Origin of the sequence: Curtobacterium sp. MCBD17_026, assembly GCF_003234895.2 — a bacterium.
Taxonomy (GTDB): Bacteria; Actinomycetota; Actinomycetes; order Actinomycetales; family Microbacteriaceae; genus Curtobacterium; species Curtobacterium flaccumfaciens.
Genome location: NZ_CP126281.1, coordinates 1588121 through 1609128, shown reverse-complemented (window position 1 = coordinate 1609128; position 21008 = coordinate 1588121). Strand labels below are relative to the sequence as shown.

The 21008-nt window shown below is 71.6% G+C and carries 18 protein-coding genes; 1 reads left to right on the top strand and 17 read right to left on the bottom strand.

The annotated features are described in order from the left end of the window. The first annotated feature begins 99 nt into the window (after positions 1-99). Positions 100-639, top strand: coding sequence for an HdeD family acid-resistance protein (locus DEI85_RS07560; protein ID WP_181419974.1), 540 nt, complete (start codon positions 100-102; stop codon positions 637-639). 52 nt (positions 640-691) lie between these two features. On the opposite strand, the gene DEI85_RS07555 is transcribed toward DEI85_RS07560, so the two are convergent. From DEI85_RS07555 to DEI85_RS07475, 17 genes are all read right to left on the bottom strand, one after another. Further along, positions 692-1786, bottom strand: coding sequence for a VIT1/CCC1 transporter family protein (locus DEI85_RS07555; protein WP_111123654.1), 1095 nt, complete (start codon positions 1784-1786; stop codon positions 692-694). Positions 1787-1916: 130 nt separating this feature from the next. Further along, on the bottom strand, positions 1917-3362 hold the full coding sequence (pyk, locus tag DEI85_RS07550) for a pyruvate kinase (RefSeq protein WP_017887208.1): 1446 nt from the start codon (positions 3360-3362) through the stop codon (positions 1917-1919). A 140-nt stretch (positions 3363-3502) separates the two neighbouring features. Next, complete coding sequence (locus DEI85_RS07545) at positions 3503-4960, bottom strand: glutamate synthase subunit beta (protein WP_110858958.1); 1458 nt, start codon at positions 4958-4960, stop codon at positions 3503-3505. After that, positions 4953-9557, bottom strand: coding sequence for a glutamate synthase large subunit (gene gltB, locus DEI85_RS07540; protein WP_502868685.1), 4605 nt, complete (start codon positions 9555-9557; stop codon positions 4953-4955). Before gltB ends, DEI85_RS07545 begins: the two co-directional genes overlap by 8 nt. Before the next feature lie 221 nt (positions 9558-9778). Next, positions 9779-10765, bottom strand: coding sequence for a prolipoprotein diacylglyceryl transferase (gene lgt / locus DEI85_RS07535; RefSeq protein WP_181419975.1), 987 nt, complete (start codon positions 10763-10765; stop codon positions 9779-9781). A gap of 96 nt (positions 10766-10861) precedes the next feature. Next, positions 10862-11656, bottom strand: coding sequence for a tryptophan synthase subunit alpha (trpA, locus tag DEI85_RS07530; protein ID WP_110858959.1), 795 nt, complete (start codon positions 11654-11656; stop codon positions 10862-10864). Then, entirely contained in the window at positions 11653-12867 is a 1215-nt protein-coding gene (trpB, locus tag DEI85_RS07525) for a tryptophan synthase subunit beta (RefSeq protein WP_111090502.1), read from the bottom strand. Before trpB ends, trpA begins: the two co-directional genes overlap by 4 nt. A gap of 159 nt (positions 12868-13026) precedes the next feature. After that, positions 13027-13812: an indole-3-glycerol phosphate synthase TrpC gene (gene trpC / locus DEI85_RS07520; RefSeq protein WP_110859138.1), complete on the bottom strand. Its 786-nt coding sequence runs from the start codon at positions 13810-13812 to the stop codon at positions 13027-13029. Positions 13813-13831: 19 nt separating this feature from the next. After that, entirely contained in the window at positions 13832-14071 is a 240-nt protein-coding gene (locus DEI85_RS07515; protein WP_111090420.1) for an HGxxPAAW family protein, read from the bottom strand. Next, positions 14068-14766 (bottom strand): Trp biosynthesis-associated membrane protein, encoded by a 699-nt coding sequence (locus tag DEI85_RS07510; RefSeq protein ID WP_110858960.1) that lies wholly within the window; start codon positions 14764-14766, stop codon positions 14068-14070. The genes DEI85_RS07515 and DEI85_RS07510 overlap by 4 nt, the downstream gene beginning before the upstream one ends. Beyond that, positions 14763-16307: an anthranilate synthase component I gene (locus DEI85_RS07505; protein ID WP_110858961.1), complete on the bottom strand. Its 1545-nt coding sequence runs from the start codon at positions 16305-16307 to the stop codon at positions 14763-14765. Before DEI85_RS07505 ends, DEI85_RS07510 begins: the two co-directional genes overlap by 4 nt. Beyond that, positions 16304-16702, bottom strand: a complete 399-nt coding sequence (hisI, locus tag DEI85_RS07500; protein ID WP_110858962.1) for a phosphoribosyl-AMP cyclohydrolase — start codon at positions 16700-16702, stop codon at positions 16304-16306. Before hisI ends, DEI85_RS07505 begins: the two co-directional genes overlap by 4 nt. Before the next feature lie 25 nt (positions 16703-16727). Continuing rightward, positions 16728-17483 (bottom strand): imidazole glycerol phosphate synthase subunit HisF, encoded by a 756-nt coding sequence (hisF, locus tag DEI85_RS07495; RefSeq protein WP_284183499.1) that lies wholly within the window; start codon positions 17481-17483, stop codon positions 16728-16730. A gap of 11 nt (positions 17484-17494) precedes the next feature. Continuing rightward, positions 17495-18334 carry an ATP phosphoribosyltransferase gene (gene hisG / locus DEI85_RS07490; RefSeq protein WP_110858964.1) on the bottom strand — a complete coding sequence of 280 codons (840 nt, stop codon included), beginning with the start codon at positions 18332-18334 and terminating at the stop codon, positions 17495-17497. 58 nt (positions 18335-18392) lie between these two features. Beyond that, positions 18393-18656: a phosphoribosyl-ATP diphosphatase gene (locus tag DEI85_RS07485; protein ID WP_027465728.1), complete on the bottom strand. Its 264-nt coding sequence runs from the start codon at positions 18654-18656 to the stop codon at positions 18393-18395. 101 nt (positions 18657-18757) lie between these two features. Further along, positions 18758-19417 carry a ribulose-phosphate 3-epimerase gene (rpe, locus tag DEI85_RS07480; RefSeq protein ID WP_110864565.1) on the bottom strand — a complete coding sequence of 220 codons (660 nt, stop codon included), beginning with the start codon at positions 19415-19417 and terminating at the stop codon, positions 18758-18760. A gap of 35 nt (positions 19418-19452) precedes the next feature. Continuing rightward, on the bottom strand, positions 19453-20958 hold the full coding sequence (locus DEI85_RS07475; RefSeq protein ID WP_111123673.1) for a transcription antitermination factor NusB: 1506 nt from the start codon (positions 20956-20958) through the stop codon (positions 19453-19455). Positions 20959-21008 lie beyond the last annotated feature (50 nt).

Genomic DNA, 21008 nt, shown 5'->3' with positions numbered 1-21008 from the left:
CGCACGGTACGACCGCGGGGGTTGCAGGTCGTTGCACGGCCCGGGGCTCGGACGGGTAGCGTTCTGGACACCAGCGCTGGCGATCAGGGAGGAGCGCTCGTGGATTCTCGTGCAGTCAGGACGTTCCGGGTGTTCGTCGTCGTCACCGCGGTCGTCGCCATCGCACTGGGCATCGTGGCCATCGTCTGGCCCCGCCCGTCGCTCGTGCTCGTGGCGCTGCTGTTCGGCGTGTACCTCGTCGTGGCCGGGGCACTGCGCGTCTTCGCCGCGGTGCGGGGCCACGGCACCCGGCCGGTGTGGCGGTGGACGTCCGGCATCGTCGGCGGTCTGGTCGCGGTCGCGGGGCTCGTGACGCTGCTCGACCCGGCGATCCCGCTCGTCGTCTACGCCGTGCTCGCCGGGGTCGGGTTCCTGATCGAGGGGGTCGCCGCGATCGTCGGCGGCTTCGTCGGCCACCCGGGATCGTCACGCGTCCCGACGATCGTCAGCGGCGTGCTGTCCATCATCGGGGGCATCGTCGTGCTCGTCGCGCCCGGACTCGCGCTGACCGTCTTCATGGTCTTCGCCGGCATCGCGCTCATCGTCGTCGGGGCCGCGGCCCTGCTGCTCCTGCCGCCGCGCGCTGCCGTCCGCCGCTAGCCGCCGAGCGCCGCCGTCCGCTGCTCGACCGCGGCGCCCCTGCCGTCCGCCGCTAGGCCGACCCGGTGCCGAAGAGCAGCCCGAGTGCGTAGGTGACGATCGCCGCACCGAACCCGATGGCGAGCTGCCGGAAGGCCCGCTTGCCGGGAGACGCTCCGCTCAGCACGCCGACGACGGCACCGGTGCCGAGCAGGGCGATGCCCACCAGCCCGCCGGCCACCGCGATGGCCGGCCACCCCTGCATGCCGAACAGGAACGGCAGCACCGGGATGATCGCGCCCGAGGCGAAGAAGCAGAAGCTCGACACCGCGGCGCTCAGCCCGGTGCCGACCGCCTCGTGGTCGTCGGCGACCGCGGTGGAACCGGTCGCCGGCCGCCGCTCACCGATGCCGGACAGCACCTGCGCAGCGTGCTCGGTCGCCTCGGCCTCGGACATCCCGCGCGCCCGGTAGACCAGGGCGAGCTCGTTCGCGTCGACGTCGAGGTCCGACACCGCCCTGCCGGCCTCGGGATGGGGCGCGGACGCCTCGAGCAGTTCGCGCTGCGACCGGACGGAGACGTACTCCCCCGCCCCCATCGACAACGCACCGGCCAGCAGGCCGGCGATGCCGCTCAGCAGCACGAAGTGCCGGTCGGCCCCCGAGGCGCTGATGCCGATGATGAGCGCCAGGTTGGACACCAGGCCGTCGTTCGCGCCGAACACCGCCGCCCGGAACGTGCCGGACAGCCGCATCCGCCCGCGGTTCGCGAGCCCGCGCACGACCTCGCCGTGGATCCGCTCGTCGGCGGCCATCCGCGCGGTCGCGTCCGAGTCGTCGGCGTACGGCGAGCGGTCCTCGGCGCGCTGCATGAGCGCGAGGACGAAGACCGACCCGAACCGCTTGGCCAGCACGGCGAGCACCCGGGTGCGCAGGCTCCCCCGCTGCGGCCGTCCGACGTCGTCGCCGAGCAGGTCGAGCCAGTGGTCGGCGTGCCGTCCCTCGGCCTCGGCCAGCGCGGCGAGGATCTCGCGCTCCTCGCCGGAACGGCGGGCAGCGAGGTTGCGGTACACGGCCGCCTCGGCACGTTCGTCGGCCAGGTAGCGACGCCAGCGGCGGACGTCGCCGCGCGGCGCCGGGGTGTCGGATCGGAGGCTCACAGCGACCATCCTGCCGCCTGCGGCCGACGTCCGGTCACCACCAGGGCCGTGGAGACGCGGCAGGGCGCGGACCGGAAGCGGTCGGCGCTGCTCGCACCGGGCCTCCAGTCCGCGCCCTGGTGGCGACGGAGCCTCGGGATCAGTCCCGGACGTACGCCGGCGCGGCCTCGGCGTGGGCGTCGCCCACCCGGTGCACGCGCAGGTCGTTCGTCGAGCCCTCGATGCCGGGAGGGGACCCGGCCGTCACGATGACGCGGTCGCCGGGGGCGGCCAGGCCGTTCTCGAGGAGGACGTCGTCCACCTGCGAGAAGAGCTCGTCGGTGTGGGTCTTCCGCTCCACCAGGAACGAACGGACACCCCACGTGAGGGCCATCCGGCGGCGCGTGGCCTCGTTCGGGGTGAAGGCGATGATCGGCAGACCGTGGCGCAGGCGCGACATTCGGCGGGCCGAGTCGCCGGACTCCGTGAAGACGCAGAGGTACGACGCCTCGGTGAACTCGGCGATCTCGACGGCGGCGAGGGTGATCGCTCCGCCGAGGGTGCGCGGCTTGGTGCCGAGCGGGGCGATGCGCTCGAGACCGTGGTCCTCGGTGGACTCGACGATGCGGGCCATGGTGCGGACGGTCTGCACCGGGTACTCACCGACGCTCGTCTCACCGGACAGCATGACCGCGTCGGCACCGTCGAGGACGGCGTTGGCGACGTCGGACGTCTCGGCGCGGGTGGGGATCGGCGACGAGATCATCGACTCGAGCATCTGCGTCGCGACGATGACCGGCTTCGCCATGCGGCGGGACAGCTCGACGGCGCGCTTCTGCACGATCGGGACGGCCTCGAGCGGGAGCTCGACGCCGAGGTCACCGCGGGCGACCATGATGCTGTCGAAGGCGTCGATGATCTCCTCGAGCGCGTCGACGGCCTGGGGCTTCTCGACCTTGGCGATGACCGGCAGGCGCTTGCCCTCTTCGTCCATGATCTCGTGGGCACGCACGACGTCGCTCGCGTTGCGCACGAACGACAGCGCGATGAGGTCGGCGCCCTGGCGGATCGCCCAGCGCAGGTCGGCCTCGTCCTTCTCGCTCAGCGCGGGGACGTTGACGGCGACACCGGGCAGGTTGATGCCCTTGTTGTTGGACACCGTGCCGGGGACGACGACCTCGGTGCGGACCCGCACGCCGTCGGTGTCGAGGACACGGAGGCGGACACGGCCGTCGTCGATGAGCAGCGGGTCGCCGGGCTTGACGTCCTGCGGCAGGCCCTTGAACGTCGTGCCGCAGATCTCCTTCGAGCCCGGGACGTCCTCGGTCGTGATGGTGAAGATGTCACCGACCGCCAGGTCGTGCGGGCCGTCGGCGAACCGTGCCAGACGGATCTTCGGACCCTGCAGGTCGACGAGGATCGCGACGGGCTTGCCGAGTTCTTCGGCGGCACGACGGACGTTGACGTAGTTGGCCTCGTGGACGCTGTAGTCACCGTGGCTGAGGTTGAGGCGGGCGACGTCGACGCCCGCTTCGATGATCTCCTTGACGGTCTCGTAGTCCGACGTTGCCGGTCCGAGCGTCGAAACGATCTTTGCGCGTCTCAATGGATTCCTTCGTGGTGGTGGATGGAGCTTGGGTTTCCGCGCTGTGGGGCCGCGCGGAACGAAGCGAGGCCACCAGCACCCTACCGAGTGCTGGTGGCCTCGCGCTCACGGGAGCGTGAGCATCTGGTGGATCGCCGACATCAGACGGAGATCGCCCGGTCGGTCGCCTTGACCGGTGCCGGCAGGATCGTGGAGCCCTCGAGGTACTCGTCGACCTGGGCGGCCGCGGCACGGCCCTCGGCGATCGCCCACACGATGAGCGACTGCCCACGACCCGCGTCGCCGGCGACGAACACGCCGGCCTCGTTGGTCGCGTAGTCGGCACGGCGGTCGAGCGCCCCGGAGACCGTGGTCGGCAGACCGAGCTGCGGCTCGATCGTGTCCGACTCGGGGCCGGTGAAGCCCATCGCGATGAGGACGAGGTCGGCCGGGATCTCCCGCTCGCTGCCCGCCTTCGGGACCCGTCGGCCGTCGAGGTACTCGGTCTCGGCGACCCGCAGCGCGCGGACCTCGCCGGCGTCGTTCGACAGGAACTCGACGGTGGAGGCGAGGAAGTGCCGCTCGCCGCCCTCTTCGTGGGCGCTCGTGATCTCGAACACGGTCGGGAACATCGGCCACGGCTGGTCGGACGGACGCTCGAGCGGCGGCTGCTTGCCGATCGCCAGGTTCGTCACGCTCAACGCGCCCTGGCGGTGGGCGGTGCCGATGCAGTCCGCGCCGGTGTCGCCGCCGCCGATGACGACGACGTGCTTGCCCTCGGCCGTGATCTGGTTGTCGACCGTCGTGCCCGCGTTCGCCTTGTTCTGCTGGACCAGGTAGTCCATGGCGAAGTGCACGCCCTCGAGGTCGCGCCCCGGGATCGGCAGGTCGCGCGGCACCGTGGCACCGGTGGCGACGACGACCGCGTCGTAGCGTGACTTCAGGTCGTCCCAGGTGATGTCCCTGCCGATCTCGACCCCGGCACGGAACCGGGTGCCCTCGGCCTGCATCTGGGCGAGGCGCGCGTCGATCTGGCGCTTCTCCATCTTGAAGTCCGGGATGCCGTAGCGGAGCAGGCCGCCGATGCGGTCGTCCCGCTCGTAGACGGCGACCGTGTGGCCGGCACGCGTGAGCTGCTGCGCGGCGGCGAGTCCGGCGGGGCCGGAGCCCACGACGGCGACGGTCTTGCCCGTCAGGCGCTCCGGCGGGTGCGGCGTGACCCAGCCGTTCTGGAACGCCTGGTCGATGATCGAGACCTCGACCTGCTTGATCGTCACCGGGGGCTGGTTGATGCCGAGCACGCACGACGACTCGCACGGGGCGGGGCAGAGCCGACCCGTGAACTCCGGGAAGTTGTTCGTCTCGTGCAGGCGCTCGATCGCCTGTCGGCCCTCACCGCGCCAGGTCAGGTCGTTCCACTCCGGGATCAGGTTGCCGAGCGGGCAGCCCTGGTGGCAGAACGGCACGCCGCAGTCCATGCAGCGGCCGGCCTGGCGCTTCAGGACACCGGACTCCTGCTGCTCGTAGACCTCTTTCCAGTCCATGAGCCGCACGGGCACGGGTCGCCGGGGCGGGAGTTCGCGTTCCTGGACCTTCAGGAATCCCTTGGGGTCAGCCACCGGTCACCTCCATGATCCTGTTCCAAACGATGTCACCGTCGGGGTCGAGCCCCTCGTCGACGGCCTGTCTGCGCGTCTCGAGCACCGCCGCGTAGTCGCGCGGCAGCACCTTGACGAAGTCGCTCAGGTCTCCGGACGCCAGCAGGTCGGACGCGAGCGTCGACCCCGTCTCGTCGGCGTGCCGGGTGAGCAGGTCGGTGACGATCTCGACGTCGGCGCTGTCGAGCGCCTCGAGCCGGAGTTCGCCGGACGCCAGGGCGTCGGTGTTCACGTGCTCCTCGCGGAGCCCACGGACGTACGCCGTGCCACCGGACATGCCGGCACCGAGGTTCCGGCCGGTCTCGCCGAGGATGAGCGCGAGCCCGCCCGTCATGTACTCGAGCGCGTGGTCGCCCACGCCCTCGACGACGGCCGTGGCACCGGAGTTCCGCACCAGGAACCGCTCGCCCACGATGCCGCGGATGAACATGCTGCCCTGGGTGGCGCCGTACCCGATGACGTTGCCGGCGATGACGTTCTCGGCGGGGTCGAAGCCCGAGCCGGCGTCGGGGCGGACGACGATCTGGCCGCCGGAGAGCCCCTTGCCGACGTAGTCGTTGCTGTCGCCGATCAGCCGCAGCGTGATGCCCGCCGGCAGGAACGCGCCGAGCGACTGCCCGGCGGAACCGCGCAGCGTCACGTCGATCGAACCGTTCGGCAGACCGTGTTCGCCGTGTCGCAGGGTCACCTGGTGGCCGAGCATGGTGCCGACGGCGCGCTCGGTGTTGCGGATGGGCAGGTCGAGCGCGATCGAACCGCCGTGGTCGAGCACGTCCGCGGTCTGCTGGATGAGCTGCACGTCGAAGTGCTGGTCCAGCTCGTGGTCCTGCTCGCGGTGGTGGCGGCGCGGTTCGGCGTCGTCGAAGTGCGGTCCCTTGAGCACCGGCGCGAGGTCGAGCCCTGAGGCCTTCCAGTGCTCGACGGCACGGTCGACGTCGAGCACGTCGGTCTGCCCGATGGCCTCGTCGAGGCTGCGGAAGCCGAGCTCGGCGAGGAGCTCGCGCACCTCTTGCGCGATGAACTCGAAGAAGTTCACGACGAACTCGGGCTTGCCGGAGAACCGCTTGCGGAGCTCGGGGTTCTGCGTGGCGACGCCGACCGGGCAGGTGTCCAGGTGACAGACCCGCATCAGGATGCAGCCCTCGACCACGAGCGGGGCGGTCGCGAAGCCGTACTCCTCGGCACCGAGCAACGCGGCCACGACGACGTCGCGCCCGGTCTTCATCTGCCCGTCCACCTGCACGACGACGCGGTCGCGCATGCCGTTCAGCATGAGCGTCTGCTGGGTCTCGGCCAGGCCGATCTCCCACGGGGTGCCGGCGTGCTTGAGCGAGTTCAGCGGGCTCGCGCCGGTGCCGCCGTCGTGGCCGGACACGAGCACGACGTCGGCCAGGGCCTTCGTCACGCCGGCCGCGACGGCACCGATGCCGGACTGGCTCACGAGCTTCACGTGGACGCGGGCGGCCGGGTTGGCCCGCTTGACGTCGAAGATCAGCTGCTTGAGGTCCTCGATGGAGTAGATGTCGTGGTGCGGCGGCGGCGAGATGAGGCCGACGCCCGCGGTGGCGTGCCGGGTGCGTGCCACCCACGGGTAGACCTTCGCCGGGGGCAGCTGACCGCCCTCGCCGGGCTTCGCACCCTGCGCCATCTTGAGCTGGATGTCGGTGGCGTGCGTGAGGTACATGCTCGTCACGCCGAAGCGGCCGGAGGCGACCTGCTTGATCGCGCTGCGGCGCTCGGGGTCGAGCAGCCGGTCGACGTCCTCGCCGCCCTCGCCCGTGTTCGAGCGACCGCCGAGTCGGTTCATCGCGATGGCGAGCGTCTCGTGGGCTTCCTTCGAGATGGACCCGTAGGACATCGCACCGGTGTTGAACCGCTTGACGATCGACTCGATCGACTCGACCTCGTCGAGCGCGATGGGCTTCCGCGTGCCCTGCTTGAAGCGGAACAGCCCGCGGAGCGTCATGAGCTGCTCGGACTGGTCGTCCACGGCGCTCGAGTACTCGCGGAAGATGTCGTACCGGCGAGCACGCGTGGCGTGCTGCAGGCGGAACACCGTGTCCGGGTTGAACAGGTGCGGCGGGCCCTGACGGCGCCACTGGTACTCGCCGCCGATCTGCAGTCGCTCGTGGGAGAGCACCGCGCCGTCCTGCGGGTACGCCTGGGCGTGCCGCTCGGCGTTCTCCTTGGCGATGACGTCGATGTCGACGCCGCCCAGGATCGACGAGGTGCCCGTGAAGTACTTGTCGACGAACTCCTGGCTGAGCCCGACGGCCTCGAACGCCTGCGCACCGGCGTAGCTGGACACCGTGGAGATGCCCATCTTCGACATGATCTTCAGCACGCCCTTGCCGAGCGCCTTGATGACGTTCTTGACGGCCTGCTCCGGGGTGATCCCGGGGATCATGCCGGCGCGCACCAGGTTCTCGCAGGTCTCCATCGCCAGGTACGGGTTGATCGCCGAGGCGCCGTACCCGATGAGGGTCGCCACGTGGTGGACCTCACGCACGTCGCCGGCCTCGACGATGAGCCCGACCTTCATGCGCTGTTCGGTGCGGATCAGGTGGTGGTGGACCGCGGCGAGGAGCAGGAGGCTCGGCACCGGTGCCTGCTCGGAGTTGCCGTCGCGGTCGGACAGCACGATGAACTGCTTGCCGGACTCGATCGCGGCGTCGACCTCGTCGCACACGGCAGCGATGCGCTTCTGCATCGCCTTCTTGCCGGCGTCGACGCGGTACAGGCCCTTGATCGTGACGGTCAGGTGGCGACCCGACTCGGTCTCGAAGTGCTGCACCTTGGCGAGCTGGTCGTTGTCGATCACCGGGAAGTCGAGCGTGATCTGCTTCGCGTGCTCGGGACCGGCGGAGAGCAGGTTGCGCTCCGGACCGAGCCCCATCCCCATCGAGGTGATGACCTGCTCGCGGATCGAGTCGAGCGGCGGGTTGGTCACCTGCGCGAACTGCTGCGTGAAGTAGTCGAAGAGCAGGCGCGGACGCTCCGACAGCACGGCGATCGGGGTGTCCGAGCCCATCGCACCGAGCGGTTCGGCTCCCGCTGCCGCCATCGGGCGCAGCAGGATCCTGACCTCTTCTTCGGTGTATCCGAACGCGCGCTGACGACGGGTGACCGAGGCCGGGGTGTGCACGATGTGCTCGCGCTCCGGCAGGTCGTTGAGGTTGATGCGGCCGGCTTCGAGCCAGTCGCCCCAGGGACCCGAGGCGGCGAGCTCGCGCTTGACCTCGTCGTCCTCGATGATGCGACCGGCCTCGGTGTCCACCAGGAACATCCGGCCCGGACGCAGACGCCCCTTGCGCACGACCTTGGCGGCCGGCACGTCGATGACCCCGGTCTCGGAGCCCATCACGATGAGGCCGTCGTCCGTGACCAGGAAGCGTCCGGGGCGCAGGCCGTTGCGGTCGAGGGTGGCGCCGACGAGCGAGCCGTCGGTGAAGGTGATCGCGGCGGGGCCGTCCCACGGCTCCATGAGCATCGAGTGGTACTCGTAGAACGCGCGGAGGTCCGGGTCCATCCCGACCTGGTTCTCCCATGCCTCGGGAACCATCATCGACACGGCGTGCGGCAGGGTCCGGCCGGTCAGGGTCAGCAGCTCGAGGACCTCGTCGAACGAGGCCGAGTCGCTCGCCCCCGGGCTCACGATGGGCAGCAGCGGGGCCATGTCGCCGAGCAGTTCGCTCTCGAGCTGCGACTGGCGGGCGCGCATCCAGTTGCGGTTGCCGCGCACCGTGTTGATCTCGCCGTTGTGGGCGATCGTCCGGAACGGCTGCGCGAGCGGCCACGACGGGAACGTGTTGGTGGAGTAGCGCGAGTGCACGATCGCGAGCTTCGAGGCGAAGCGCTCGTCGCTGAGGTCCGGGTAGAACGGTTCGAGCTGCAGCGTCGTGACCATGCCCTTGTAGACCATGGTGCGGCTCGACAGCGACATGAAGTACAGGTCGTTGTCGTGCTCGGCGCGCTTGCGGAGCCGGAAGGCCTGGCGGTCCAGCGCGATGCCGCTCCACGAGGCACCGTGCAGGTCGTGCCGGATGGAGGCGACGAAGAGCTGTTCGAACGCCGGCATCGCGGCACGGGCCAGCGTGCCGAGGACCTCCGGGCGCACCGGGACCTCGCGCCACCCGAGGACCTTCAGGCCCTCTTCGCGGGCGAGCCGCTCGACGGCGCCCTTCACCGCGTGGCGCGCGTCGTCGTCCAGGGGCAGGTAGGCGGTGCCGACGGCGTACTCCCCCGCTGCCGGCAGCTCGAAGGGCACGACGGCCCGCAGGAACTCGTCGGGCACCTGGCACAGGATGCCCGCGCCGTCACCGGTGCCCGCGTCGGAGCCCACGGCACCGCGGTGCTCGAGGTTCCGGAGCGCACCGAGCGCCGCGTCGACGATGTCGTGACCGGGCGTGCCGCGCAGGGTCGCGACCATCGCGAGCCCGCATGCGTCCTTCTCGTTCGCCGGGTCGTACATGCCCGTGGCGTCCGGGATCGCGGAGAAGCGGCGGTGCGGCGGCACGAGGCTCGTCGGTGCCGAGGGCTGGGTTGGCTGGAGCGCCATGGGGAACCGTCCTCACGAGGAAGTGGAACAGGGACAGCGGTGGCCCGGTGGTGCGTTCCGCCCGAGCGGGCGGGACTGGTGCCCGTGCCCGCCGTCAGTGAGTTGCCCTGCCGGCCGGCGAGGTTGCTGGGCCCCGCTTGTGGCGGGGGCCGTCTGGTGCTGCTGGTGGTGCTGCTGCGCGTCACCGGTGGTGGTCGGGAGGGGGTGTCTCCGCGACGCGATCAGCGAGTGGTCGTGACCGGATCGTCGCTCGTGACGCCGTCTGCTGCGTCGTCGTCGTGCTCCGAGAAGGTGTCGTCCGAGTCTACAACGGACCTCGGACGGGGCTCGCGCCCCGGCAGGTACGGGCTCGGCTCCTTGCCGGTGTGCCGACGGCTCTGCACCACGAAGATCAGGATGCCGATGACGACCGCGGCGAGGGCCACCCACACGTTGGTGCGGACACCGAAGAAGGTCTCGCTCGTGTCGACGCGGATGGACTCGAGCACCGAGCGTCCTGCGCCGTACCAGATCAGGTACAGACCGAGGACCTTGCCCCACTGCAGCGTGAACTTGCGCGCCAGGAACAGGATGACGACGACACCGAGGACGTTCCAGATGATCTCGTACAGGAACGTCGGGTGGAACAGCGTGCCCTCGGGCAGGCCCTTCGGGAACGCGGCGTTGCTCGAGTCGATCTCGAGGCCCCAGGGCAGGCTCGTCGGCATGCCGAAGAGCTCCTGGTTGAAGTAGTTGCCCAGGCGGCCGAAGGCCTGCGCGAGCAGGACGCCCGGCACGACGGCGTCGATGAACGACGTGAACCGCAGGCCCACCTGGCGGCAGCCGATCCACGCGCCGACCGACCCGAGGATGAGCGCGCCGAAGATGGCGAGCCCGCCCTCCCAGATGTACAGGAAGGACAGCGGGTCGATGCCGGGGCCGAAGTAGTCGGACACGTGGGTGAACACGTGGAAGAGGCGACCGCCGATGATGCCGGCGGGCACGGCCCAGATCGCGATGTCGATGATGATCCAGCGCTCGACGCCGCGGGCGTTGAGTCGGCGGTTCGCCAGGACGACCGCGGCCACGATCCCGATCAGGATGCAGATCGCGTACGCGTGGATGCGGAAGTCGAGGGGCAGCGACCAGCCGAACGCGTCGCGGAGCCAGGCGGTCAGGTCGAAGTACTGCCAGGCGGTGCTCGGGCTCGGGATGCTCAGGAGGGGCATGGAGGTGCTGTCGCCTTTCGGAACTGACGGGGCGCGGTCGACGTGGCGTCGGCCTCGCTCACTGTAGCGCGGGTCGCGGGCCCGACAGGAACTGGACTAGCGGCGGCGGGCGCCGGTGGAGAGGTCGGCGGCACGGTCGGCCACACCCTGCACACCGAGGTCGGCCAGCGCGCGGACGAACGCGGACCCGACGATGGCACCGTCGGCGTACTCGAGCACCTCGCCGACCTGCTCGGCCGTCGAGATCCCGAGACCCACGCAAGTGCGCTCGACCCCGGCGTCGCGCAGGCGCGACACCACCGTGCGAGCGGCGACGTCGACCCCGGCCCGTGCACCGGTCACACCCATCGTGGAGACGGCGTAGACGAACCCACGGCTGGCCTGGACCGCCTGGCGCATGCGCTCGTCGGACGAGGACGGTGCGGCGAGGAAGACCCGGTCGAGCCCGGTCCGCTCGGAGGCCTCGGTCCACGCGGAGGCCTCGTCGGGGATGAGGTCGGGCGTGATCAGGCCGGCGGCACCGGCGGCGACGAGGTCGTCCGCGAAACGGTCCACGCCGTAGCGCAGCACCGGGTTCCAATAGGTCATGACGAGCACCGGCACGTCGGCCCGCTCGGTGATCTGCTGCACGGCGTCGAAGACCTGTGCGACCCGGAAGCCGTTCGCCAGGCTCTCCTCGGCCGCCCGCTGGATCACGGGGCCGTCCATCACCGGGTCGGAGTACGGCAGGCCGAACTCGATGACGTCCACGCCGTTCTCGGCGAGGGCGACGGCGGCGTCGACGCTGGTCTGCAGGTTCGGGTACCCGGCGGGCAGGTAGCCGACGACGGCTCCGGCGCGCTCGGCGTTGGCGGTGTCGATCGTCGTGGCGACGGTCCGGTTCGTGGTCACAGCTGCACCGCGTTCTCGTCGAGGATGCCGAAGTAGCGACTGGCGGACGCGACGTCCTTGTCACCCCGGCCGGACAGGTTCACGAGCACGACGCCCTCGGGGCCGAGCTCCTTGCCGAGCTTCATCGCACCGGCGAGGGCGTGGGACGACTCGATCGCCGGGATGATGCCCTCGGTCTGGCTCAGCAGTCGGAACGCCTCCATCGCCTCGGTGTCGGTGATCGGCTGGTACTTCGCGCGGCCGATCGACGCCAGGTACGCGTGCTCCGGTCCGACGCTCGGGTAGTCGAGTCCGGCGGAGATGCTGTGGCTCTCGATCGTCTGGCCGTCCTCGTCCTGCATCAGGTACGACTTCGCGCCCTGCAGCACGCCCTCGCGACCGAGCGTGATGCTCGCCGCGTGGCGACCGGTCTCGACGCCGTCGCCGCCGGCCTCGAAGCCGTGCAGCGCGACGGACTCGTCGTCGAGGAACGCCTCGAAGATGCCCATCGCGTTCGAACCGCCGCCGACGCAGGCCGCGACGGCGTCCGGCAGGCGCCCGACGCGGTCGAGGACCTGCTGCCGCGCTTCCTCGCCGATGACCTTGTGGAACTCGCGCACCATCTCGGGGAAGGGGTGCGGACCGGCGACCGTGCCGAGCAGGTAGTGCGTCGACTCGACGTTGGCGACCCAGTCGCGCAGGGCGTCGTTGATGGCGTCCTTCAGGGTGCGCGAACCGGTCTCGACGGGGATCACCTCGGCGCCCAGCAGGCGCATCCGGGCGACGTTGAGGGCCTGTCGCTCCGTGTCGACAGCGCCCATGTAGACGACGCAGTCCATGCCGAACAGTGCGGCAGCGGTCGCGGTGGCGACGCCGTGCTGGCCGGCACCGGTCTCGGCGATCAGGCGGGTCTTGCCGAGCCGACGGGCGACGAGGGCCTGGCCGAGGACGTTGTTGATCTTGTGGGAGCCGGTGTGGTTCAGGTCCTCGCGCTTCAGGATGACCCGGGCACCACCGGCGTGCTTCGCGAACCGCGGCACCTCGGTGATGATCGAGGGGCGCCCGGTGTAGTCACGCTGCAGCTCGTCGAGCTCCGCACGGAACGCCGGGTCCGCCCAGGCCTGACGGAAGGCGGCCTCGAGCTCGTCGAGCGCGAGGACGAGGGACTCGGGGACGAAGCGTCCGCCGAAGTCACCGAAGTAGGGGCCGTGCAGGTCGCGGAGTGAGGTCACGATGTGTCTCCCGGGACGAGTCCGACGCGGCCGGTCGGCCGCGTCGGACGGGTGGAACGTGCGGCCGCGGTCGGCGGCCTCGATGCGTTGGCGGGTCAGGCCGCTCTTCGGCGGCACCGTGGGCGGATCGGGCCACGATTCGGCGGCCCCGTGGGCCGGTCAGGCCTGGTCGGCGGCGTCGACGAACGACGCCAGGGTCGCGGCAGGGTCGTCGCCCGTCACGAGCGCTTCACCGACCAGCACGACGTCGGCGCCCGCTGCACGGTAGTGGGCGACGTCGGCCGGACCGGAGACCGCGGACTCGGCGACCCGCACGACCCCGGCGGGGATGCGGTCGGCGAGCGACCCGAACAGGTCGCGGTCGAGCGAGAAGTCGGTCAGGTCACGGGCGTTGACGCCGAGGATGCGGGCACCGGCGTCGAGGCCACGCGTGACCTCGTCACCGGAGTGCGCCTCGACCAGCACGCGCATGCCGAGTTCTTCGGCCAGGGTGTGCAGTTCGACCAGGCGGGCCTGTTCGAGCGCCGCCACGATGAGCAGCACGACGTCGGCTCCGGACGCCCGGGCCTCGATCACCTGGTACGGGTCTGCGATGAAGTCCTTGCGGAGCACGGGGACCCCGACGCGGGCCTTCACGGCTTCGAGGTCGGCCAGGCTGCCGAGGAACTTGCGGCCCTCGGTCAGGACGCTGATCGTCGAGGCCCCGCCACGCTCGTAGTCGGCGGCGAGGGCGGCCGGGTCGGCGATCGCGGCCATCGACCCGCGGGACGGGCTGGCACGCTTGACCTCGGCGATGATCTTCACCCGATCGCCCGGGCTGAGGAACGCGAGGGCGTCGAGCGGCGACGCCACCCGGTCGAGGTCGCGTTCGACGTCCGAGTACGGACGATCGACACGACGGGCGGCGGCGTCCTCGAGCGCGCCCGCGACGAGGGTCTCGAGCACGTTCGGCATCGGGAGACCCCTACTCGCCGTGGTGCTTGGGGACGAACTTCGGACCGTCGACGCCGTAGCCGGCCTTCTTCATCACGCCACCGGCGATGAGGCCGATGAGGACGACGCCGGCGGAGGCCCAGACGCCCCACGGCTGGTCGAACCAGAAGAACAGCGTGCCTGCCGCGAATCCGATCAGCATGATCACGACGGCGGTCCAGGCGGCCGGCGAGTGGCCTTCGCCGAGTTCTGCGGGCTCAGTGTTGCTCACGGTGCTCCTCGTTCTGCTCCGGCGTCGTCGGTCGAGCGACGCCCTGTCGATCCTACCGTGTCGTCACTCGGCGCCCCCGCGCCCGCGCCGTCGGCGGTGGTCGGGTCCACGCCCGCGCTCAGGTCGTCCCAGTCGACGACCGCGTCGCGCTGGACGGGTGCTGCTGCGCGTGCCGCCGCGGCGGCCCCGGCGGTCGCCGCACCGTACTTCCGGCTCGGGCCGGGCCAGGCGCGCTGGACCACGATGACGACCACGCCGAGCAGCACGGCGAGTACGCCGCCCGCGATCCCGACGGCGGGCCACGGGCTCACGGAGACGCTCGACACGACACCGCGGACGGCGCCGAGGTCGCTGACCCCGGCGACCTCGCCGACGGCACCGCGTGCAGCGGCGATCGGGTCACCGAGTGCGGTGATCCCGCTGACGACCACGCCGAGGCCGAGCAGGATCTCGACGGCGGCGAGCACGATGCGCAACACCCGTCCGGCGATGGTCATCGCCAGGAAGAGTGCGAGGCTGGCGATCGCCAGCGCGGTGTACTGCGGCACGACCGCCGCCCCGTCGGCCGAGACCGTCGAGGTGACGGCGGCACCCGCGTGCAGGCGCACGGTGAACCAGGTCTGGGTCCAGGCGAGCATGATGACGCCGGCGACCAGGAGCCCGGCGACCACGACGATCGGACGCGAGCGCTTCACGAGCGGACCTCGCGCATCCGGTTGGCCGTGGCGACGGCACGCAGCGGCGCGGCGGCCTTGTTGACCGCCTCGACGTGCTCGGTCTCCGGGTCGGAGTCCGCCACGAGCCCGGCACCGGCCTGCACGCGGGCGACGCCGTCCTTGATCAGGGCCGTTCGGATCGCGATCGCCAGGTCGGCGTCACCGGCGAAGTCGAAGTACCCGACGACTCCGGCGTACGCACCGCGCTTCGCCGGCTCGAGCTCGTCGATGATCTCGAGCGCACGCGGCTTCGGCGCACCCGAGAGCGTGCCGGCCGGGAACGTCGCCCGGAACACGTCGATCGCCGAGGCGTCGGGACGCACCCGCCCCTCGACGCTCGACACCAGGTGCATGATGTGGCTGAACCGCTCGACGGTCATGAACTCGGTGACGCTGACGGTGCCCGGCTCGCACACCTTCTGCAGGTCGTTGCGGGCGAGGTCGACGAGCATCAGGTGCTCGGCGCGCTCCTTCGGGTCGCCGAGCAGGTCCTCGCCGAGGCGGACGTCCTCTTCCGGGGTCGCACCGCGCGGGCGGGACCCGGCGATCGGGTGTGTGATCGCGCGGTCACCCTGCACCTTGACCAGGGCCTCTGGCGAGGCCCCGACGATCCAGAACCGCTCGTCGGCGGTGTCCGCGAGGGCGAGGAAGTACATGTACGGACTCGGGTTCAGCGTCCGGAGGACCCGGTAGACGTCGAGCGGGTCGGCCGTGACCTCGTGGTCGAACCGCTGCGAGATGACGACCTGGAACACGTCGCCGTCGCGGATGAAGCCCTTCGAGCGCTCGACGGCCGCCATGTAGTCGGCCGGGCTCGTACGGTGGGTCGGGGTCGGCTCGGCGATCTCGAAGGCCTCGGCGACGGTCGCGACGCTCGGTTGCACCAGGTCGCCCTGCATGCGGTCGAGGCGCTGCTGCGCGTCCGCCCAGAGGGTGTCCGCGTCGTCGGTGCCGTCGTTCAGCACGCTCGCGACGAGCAGCACGAGACCGGTGCGGTGGTCGAGCGCGGCGAGTTCGGAGACGAACGACAGCGCCTGTCCGGGGACGTCGAAGTCGGCTGGCGGCACGTTCGGCAGGTGCTCGAGCTGCCGCACGGCCTCCCACCCGATGAAGCCCACGGTGCCGCCGACGAGCGGCGGCGAGCCGGGCACCCGCGGCGTGGCCCAGCGCTCGTGCAACCGTGCGAGGACCTCGAGGGGGGCGCCTTCGAGCGACCCGACGGCGCGCTCGGCGTCGATGCCGGTGTCGATCCATGCCGCGCGGTCGCCGTCCTGCGTCAGGACGCCGAAGCTCCGGACGCCGACGAACGACCAGCGCGACCACAGGCCGCCCTGGCCGGCGGACTCGAGCAGGAAGGACCCGGGGCGGCCGTCGGCGAGCTTGCGGTAGACGCCGACCGGCGTCTCGCTGTCGCCGTACAGCGCGCGGACGACCGGCAGGACCCGGTGGTCGCCGAGCAGGCCGTCGAACTCAGGTCGGGAGGTCGTGTGCGGGGTGTCGGAGATCGTCGCGGTGGTCATCGCGTCGGCTCCCCGGCCGTGTCCGCCGGGGCGGACATGGTCACGGGCGCGAGCGGGTCGACGTCGAAGCACCGGTGCGCCCCGGTGTGGCACGCCGCCCCGACCTGCTGCACCGTGACGAGGAGCGTGTCGTCGTCGCAGTCCAGCGCAGCGCCCCGGACGTACTGGGCGTGTCCCGACGTGTCGCCCTTCCGCCAGTACTCGTTCCGCGACCGCGACCAGAAGGTCACACGGCCTTCGGTGAGGGTGCGGCGGAGGGCTTCCCGGTCCATGTAGCCGAGCATGAGGACGTCCTTCGACGATTCCTCCTGCACGATGGCGGGGAGCAGGCCGTCCGCTCCGAAGCGTGCGCGGTCGAGGACCGCCTCGGTGTCGGTGCTGGTGCTGTCGGTCATGAGACTCCTAGCCTACGGCGGCGGATCAGCGGACGGCGTGGCCGGTCGCGCGGAGCGCGGCCTTGACGTCCCCCACGGTCATCTCGCCACGGTGGAAGACGCTGGCGGCGAGGACTGCATCCGCACCCGCGTCGACGGCCGGGGCGAAGTGCTCGACGCGACCCGCGCCTCCCGAGGCGATCACCGGGACGGACGAGACGGCGCGCACCGCGGTCACGAGTTCGAGGTCGAACCCGTTCTTCGTGCCGTCGGCGTCGATGGAGTTGACCAGCAGTTCCCCCGCGCCGCGCTCGACGGCCTCGCGTGCCCACGCGATGGCGTCGAGGTCGGACTCGGTCCGCCCGCCGTGGGTGGTCACCACGAAGCCCGAGGGCATCCGGTCGGACCGCTTGACGTCGAGCGACAGCACGACTGCCTGGGCGCCGAACCGGTCGGCGATCTCGCCGATGAGCTCGTGCCGTGCGATGGCTGCGCTGTTCACGCCGATCTTGTCCGCGCCGCACTGCTGCAGCCGCGAGACGTCGTCGACACTGCGCACCCCACCGCCGACGGTGAGCGGGATGAAGACCTGCTCGGCCGTCCGGGTCACGGTGTCGTACATCGTCGCGCGGTTCTCGACCGTGGCGCCGACGTCCAGGAAGGTCAGCTCGTCGGCACCTTGCTCGTAGTAGCGAGCCGCGAGCTCGACGGGGTCACCGGCGTCCTGGAGGTCCAGGAAGTTGACGCCCTTGACGACGCGACCGCCCTTGACGTCGAGGCACGGGATGACCCGCACCGACACGCCACCGGCGGTCACAGGCGTGCGGCGTGGATCGGGCTGACGAGGATCGCCCGGGCGCCGAGGTCGTAGAGCGCGTCCATGATGAGGTTCGCGTCGTCGCGCGGGATCATCACGCGGACCGCGGCCCAGTCGCGGTCGTGCAGCGGCGACACGGTGGGCGACTCGATGCCGGACGCCACCGCGGTCGCCTGCTCGAGCAGGGCCGTGGGGACGTCGTAGTCGAGCATCACGTAGCCACGGGCGACGAGCACGCCCTGCAGACGCCGGCGCAGCACGTCGATGCCGGGGATGGTCTCGTCGGTGGAGACGAGCACCGCGGTCGACTCGAGGATCACCGGGCCGAAGATCTCGAGCCCCGCCTGCCGGAGCGTGCTGCCCGTCGACACGACGTCGGCCACGGCGTCGGCGACCCCGAGCCGCACGGCGCTCTCGACCGCGCCGTCGAGCTTCACGAGCGTCGAGCTGACCCCGTGCTCGGCGAGGAACGCACCGACCAGGCCGGGGTAGCTCGTGGCCACGCGCACGCCGTCGAGGTCCTGCAGCGAGGCGAACCGACCCGGGGTGCCGGCGAACCGGAACGTGGAGTCGGCGAAGCCGAGCGCGTCGACCTCGTGCGCCTCGGACCCGGAGTCGAGCAGCAGGTCACGGCCGGTGACGCCGACGTCCAGCGCGCCGGACCCCACGTACGTGGCGATGTCCCGCGGGCGGAGGAAGAAGAACTCGACGCCGTTGCGCTCGTCGAGCAGGTGCAGCGCCTTCGGGTCGCGGCGGCCGGCGTACCCGGCCTCCCGCAGCATGTCGGACGCGGTCTCGGACAGGGAGCCCTTGTTGGGCACGGCGATGCGGAGCATCAGTGGGTCTGCTTTCTGTGGGGTCGTCGGCGGTCGTCGGTGCGCCGGGCGGCGCTTCCTACAGATGTCGCCAGACGTCCGCCGGGGTGAGCCCCTTGGCGACCATGAGGACCTGGAGGTGGTAGATCAGCTGCGAGATCTCCTCCGAGGTGCGCTCGTCGCCCTCGTACTCGGCCGCCATCCAGACCTCGGCGGCTTCCTCCACGATCTTCTTGCCGATCTGGTGCACGCCGGCGTCCAGTTCGGCGACGGTGCCGGAGCCCTCGGGGCGCGTGCGCGCCTTCTCGGTGAGCTCCTGGAACAGGTCGTCGAACGTCTTCACGGGGTCCAGGCTACCGGTCTCCGCTGACGCTGCCGACGCACCGTCCGGACGGGAGGCAGTGGTCACCTCGGTGACGCCGGTGCGCTCCGGCGCTCCCCCGGTCACGAGCGCGCCCGAGCGGCGGCCTCGCGCAGGTCCGCGATGCGCGCGGCGGGTTCGCCGCCGTAGACCGCGGAGCCCGCCACCAGGGTGTCGGCACCGCTCCGGACGGCCTCGGGCACGGTGTCGACCGCGATCCCGCCGTCCACCTCGAGCCAGACGTCGAGCCCGGACGCGTCGACGGCGGCCCGGGCGTCGGCGAGCTTCGGCATCACGGACGGCATGAAGGACTGTCCGCCGAACCCGGGCTCGACCGTCATCAGCAGGATCATGTCGTAGGCGTCGAGGTGGTGCAGTACCTGCGTGATCGGGGTGCCGGGCTTCACGGCGACGGCCGCGCGGGCACCGTTCGACCGGATCGCGGCGGCGGTGGCCACCGGGTCGTCGGCTGCCTCGAAGTGGAACGTGACGCTCGACGCACCGGTCTCGGCGTACTTCGGCGCGTTGCGGTCGGCGTCGGTGATCATCAGGTGCACGTCGAGCGGCACCGGCGACACCTGCTGCAGGCGCTGCACGATCGGCAGCCCGAGCGTCAGGTTCGGGACGAAGTGGTTGTCCATCACGTCGACGTGCACCAGGTCGGCGGTCTCGATGCGCTGGAGTTCGCGCTCGAGGTTCGCGAAGTCGGCGGACAGGATGCTCGGCGAGATGCGGATCGTCACCGGGCAAGCCTACCGGCGCGCCGTAGGCCGGGGCCTCAGTCGACGCGGCGGAACAGCGCGATGAACATCGCGTCCGTCCCGACGCGGTGCGGCCACAGCTGCGCCGTGGCACCGTCCGCGATCTCGGGGTCGCGCGCCGCGACACCCCGGACGATCGTGGCGGTGTCGAGCTGCTCGAGCCGGTCCCCGTGCCGCCCCATCAGGGCGTCGACCTGCCCGCGGGTCTCGGCCAGGTGCGGCGAGCACGTCACGTACGCCAGGGTCCCGCCCGGTGCGAGCACCCGCACGGCGGCGTCGAGCAGTTCGGTCTGCAGGCCAGCGAGCTCCTCGACGTCCTCGGGGAGCTTCCGCCAGCGTGCCTCCGGCCGGCGACGCAGCGCGCCGAGCCCGGTGCACGGAGCGTCGAGCAGGATGCGGTCGAAGGTCATCCCGGTGCCGTCGCGTCCGTACCGACGGGCGTCGCCCTCGACGACCCGCACGTGGTCACCGAACACGCCGAGGGCGTTCCGCACGAGTCCGGCGCGGGCGGGCACGAGCTCGTTGGCGACCAGGGTCGCCCCGCCCTGCTGCGCCTCGGCGGCGAGCAGCGCGGCCTTGCCGCCGGGCCCGGCGCACATGTCGAGCCACCGCTCCCCCGCACGCACGTCCGACGAGCGGCTCAGCGCCAGCGCGGCGAGCTGCGACCCCTCGTCCTGCACGCGCAGGCGTCCGGCGGCGACGCCCGGCACGCGCGCCGGGTCGCCGCTGATGCCGCGGATGCCGACGGGCGACACCGGCGCGGCATCCGCCTGCACGACGGGCTCGTCGGCCCGGACGGGAGGCACGGTGCCGGTCACGCCGTCGGCCTCCGGTTCGTCGTCGGCCGGCACCAGGGCCGCGGGCACGTCGTCCGCACCGGTCGCGTCGGCGAACGCGGCGTCGGTGTCGTCGTCCGGCGTGGTGCGGGCGGTCGCGGTGGCGATGTCCTCGTCGGTGGCGAGTCCGGGCAGGGCCGCGAGCTGCACCCGGGGTGCTGCGTTGTCGGCGGCGAGCAGGGCGGCGAGCTCGTCGCGCGAGCGTTCGGCGGCCAGGGCGTCGCGGAGCGCCGAGACGACCCAGACCGGGTGCGACCAGCGGGTGGCGAGCAGGGCGTCCCCGGCGCGGCCCTCGGCGATCAGGGCGTCCCACTCCTGATCGGTGCGGGCGGCGATCTTGCGCATCACGGCGTTCACGAACCCGGTGGCGCGGCGGGCGCCGACCTCGCGGGCGAGCTCGACCGTGGCGTCGACGGCCGCGTGCGTCGGCGTGCGCATGGCGAGCAGCTGGTGCGCACCGAGGCGCATCACGTCGAGGACGTCCGCCTCGATGTTCTCGGCCCGGCGACCGGAGGCCAGCGCGATGATCACGTCGTAGCGGCCGAGCATCCGGATCGAGCCGTACGTGAGCTCGGTCGCGAACCCGGCGTCGCGAGCGGTGAGACCGGCGCGGCGGATGCGCGTCGGCAGCAGCAGGTTCGCGTAGGCGTCGTCGACCTGCACGGCGCGGAGCACGTCGAACGCCACGCGGCGGGCGCTGGCCGGACGCGGGCCGCGGCGGGCACCCTGGGGCTTCG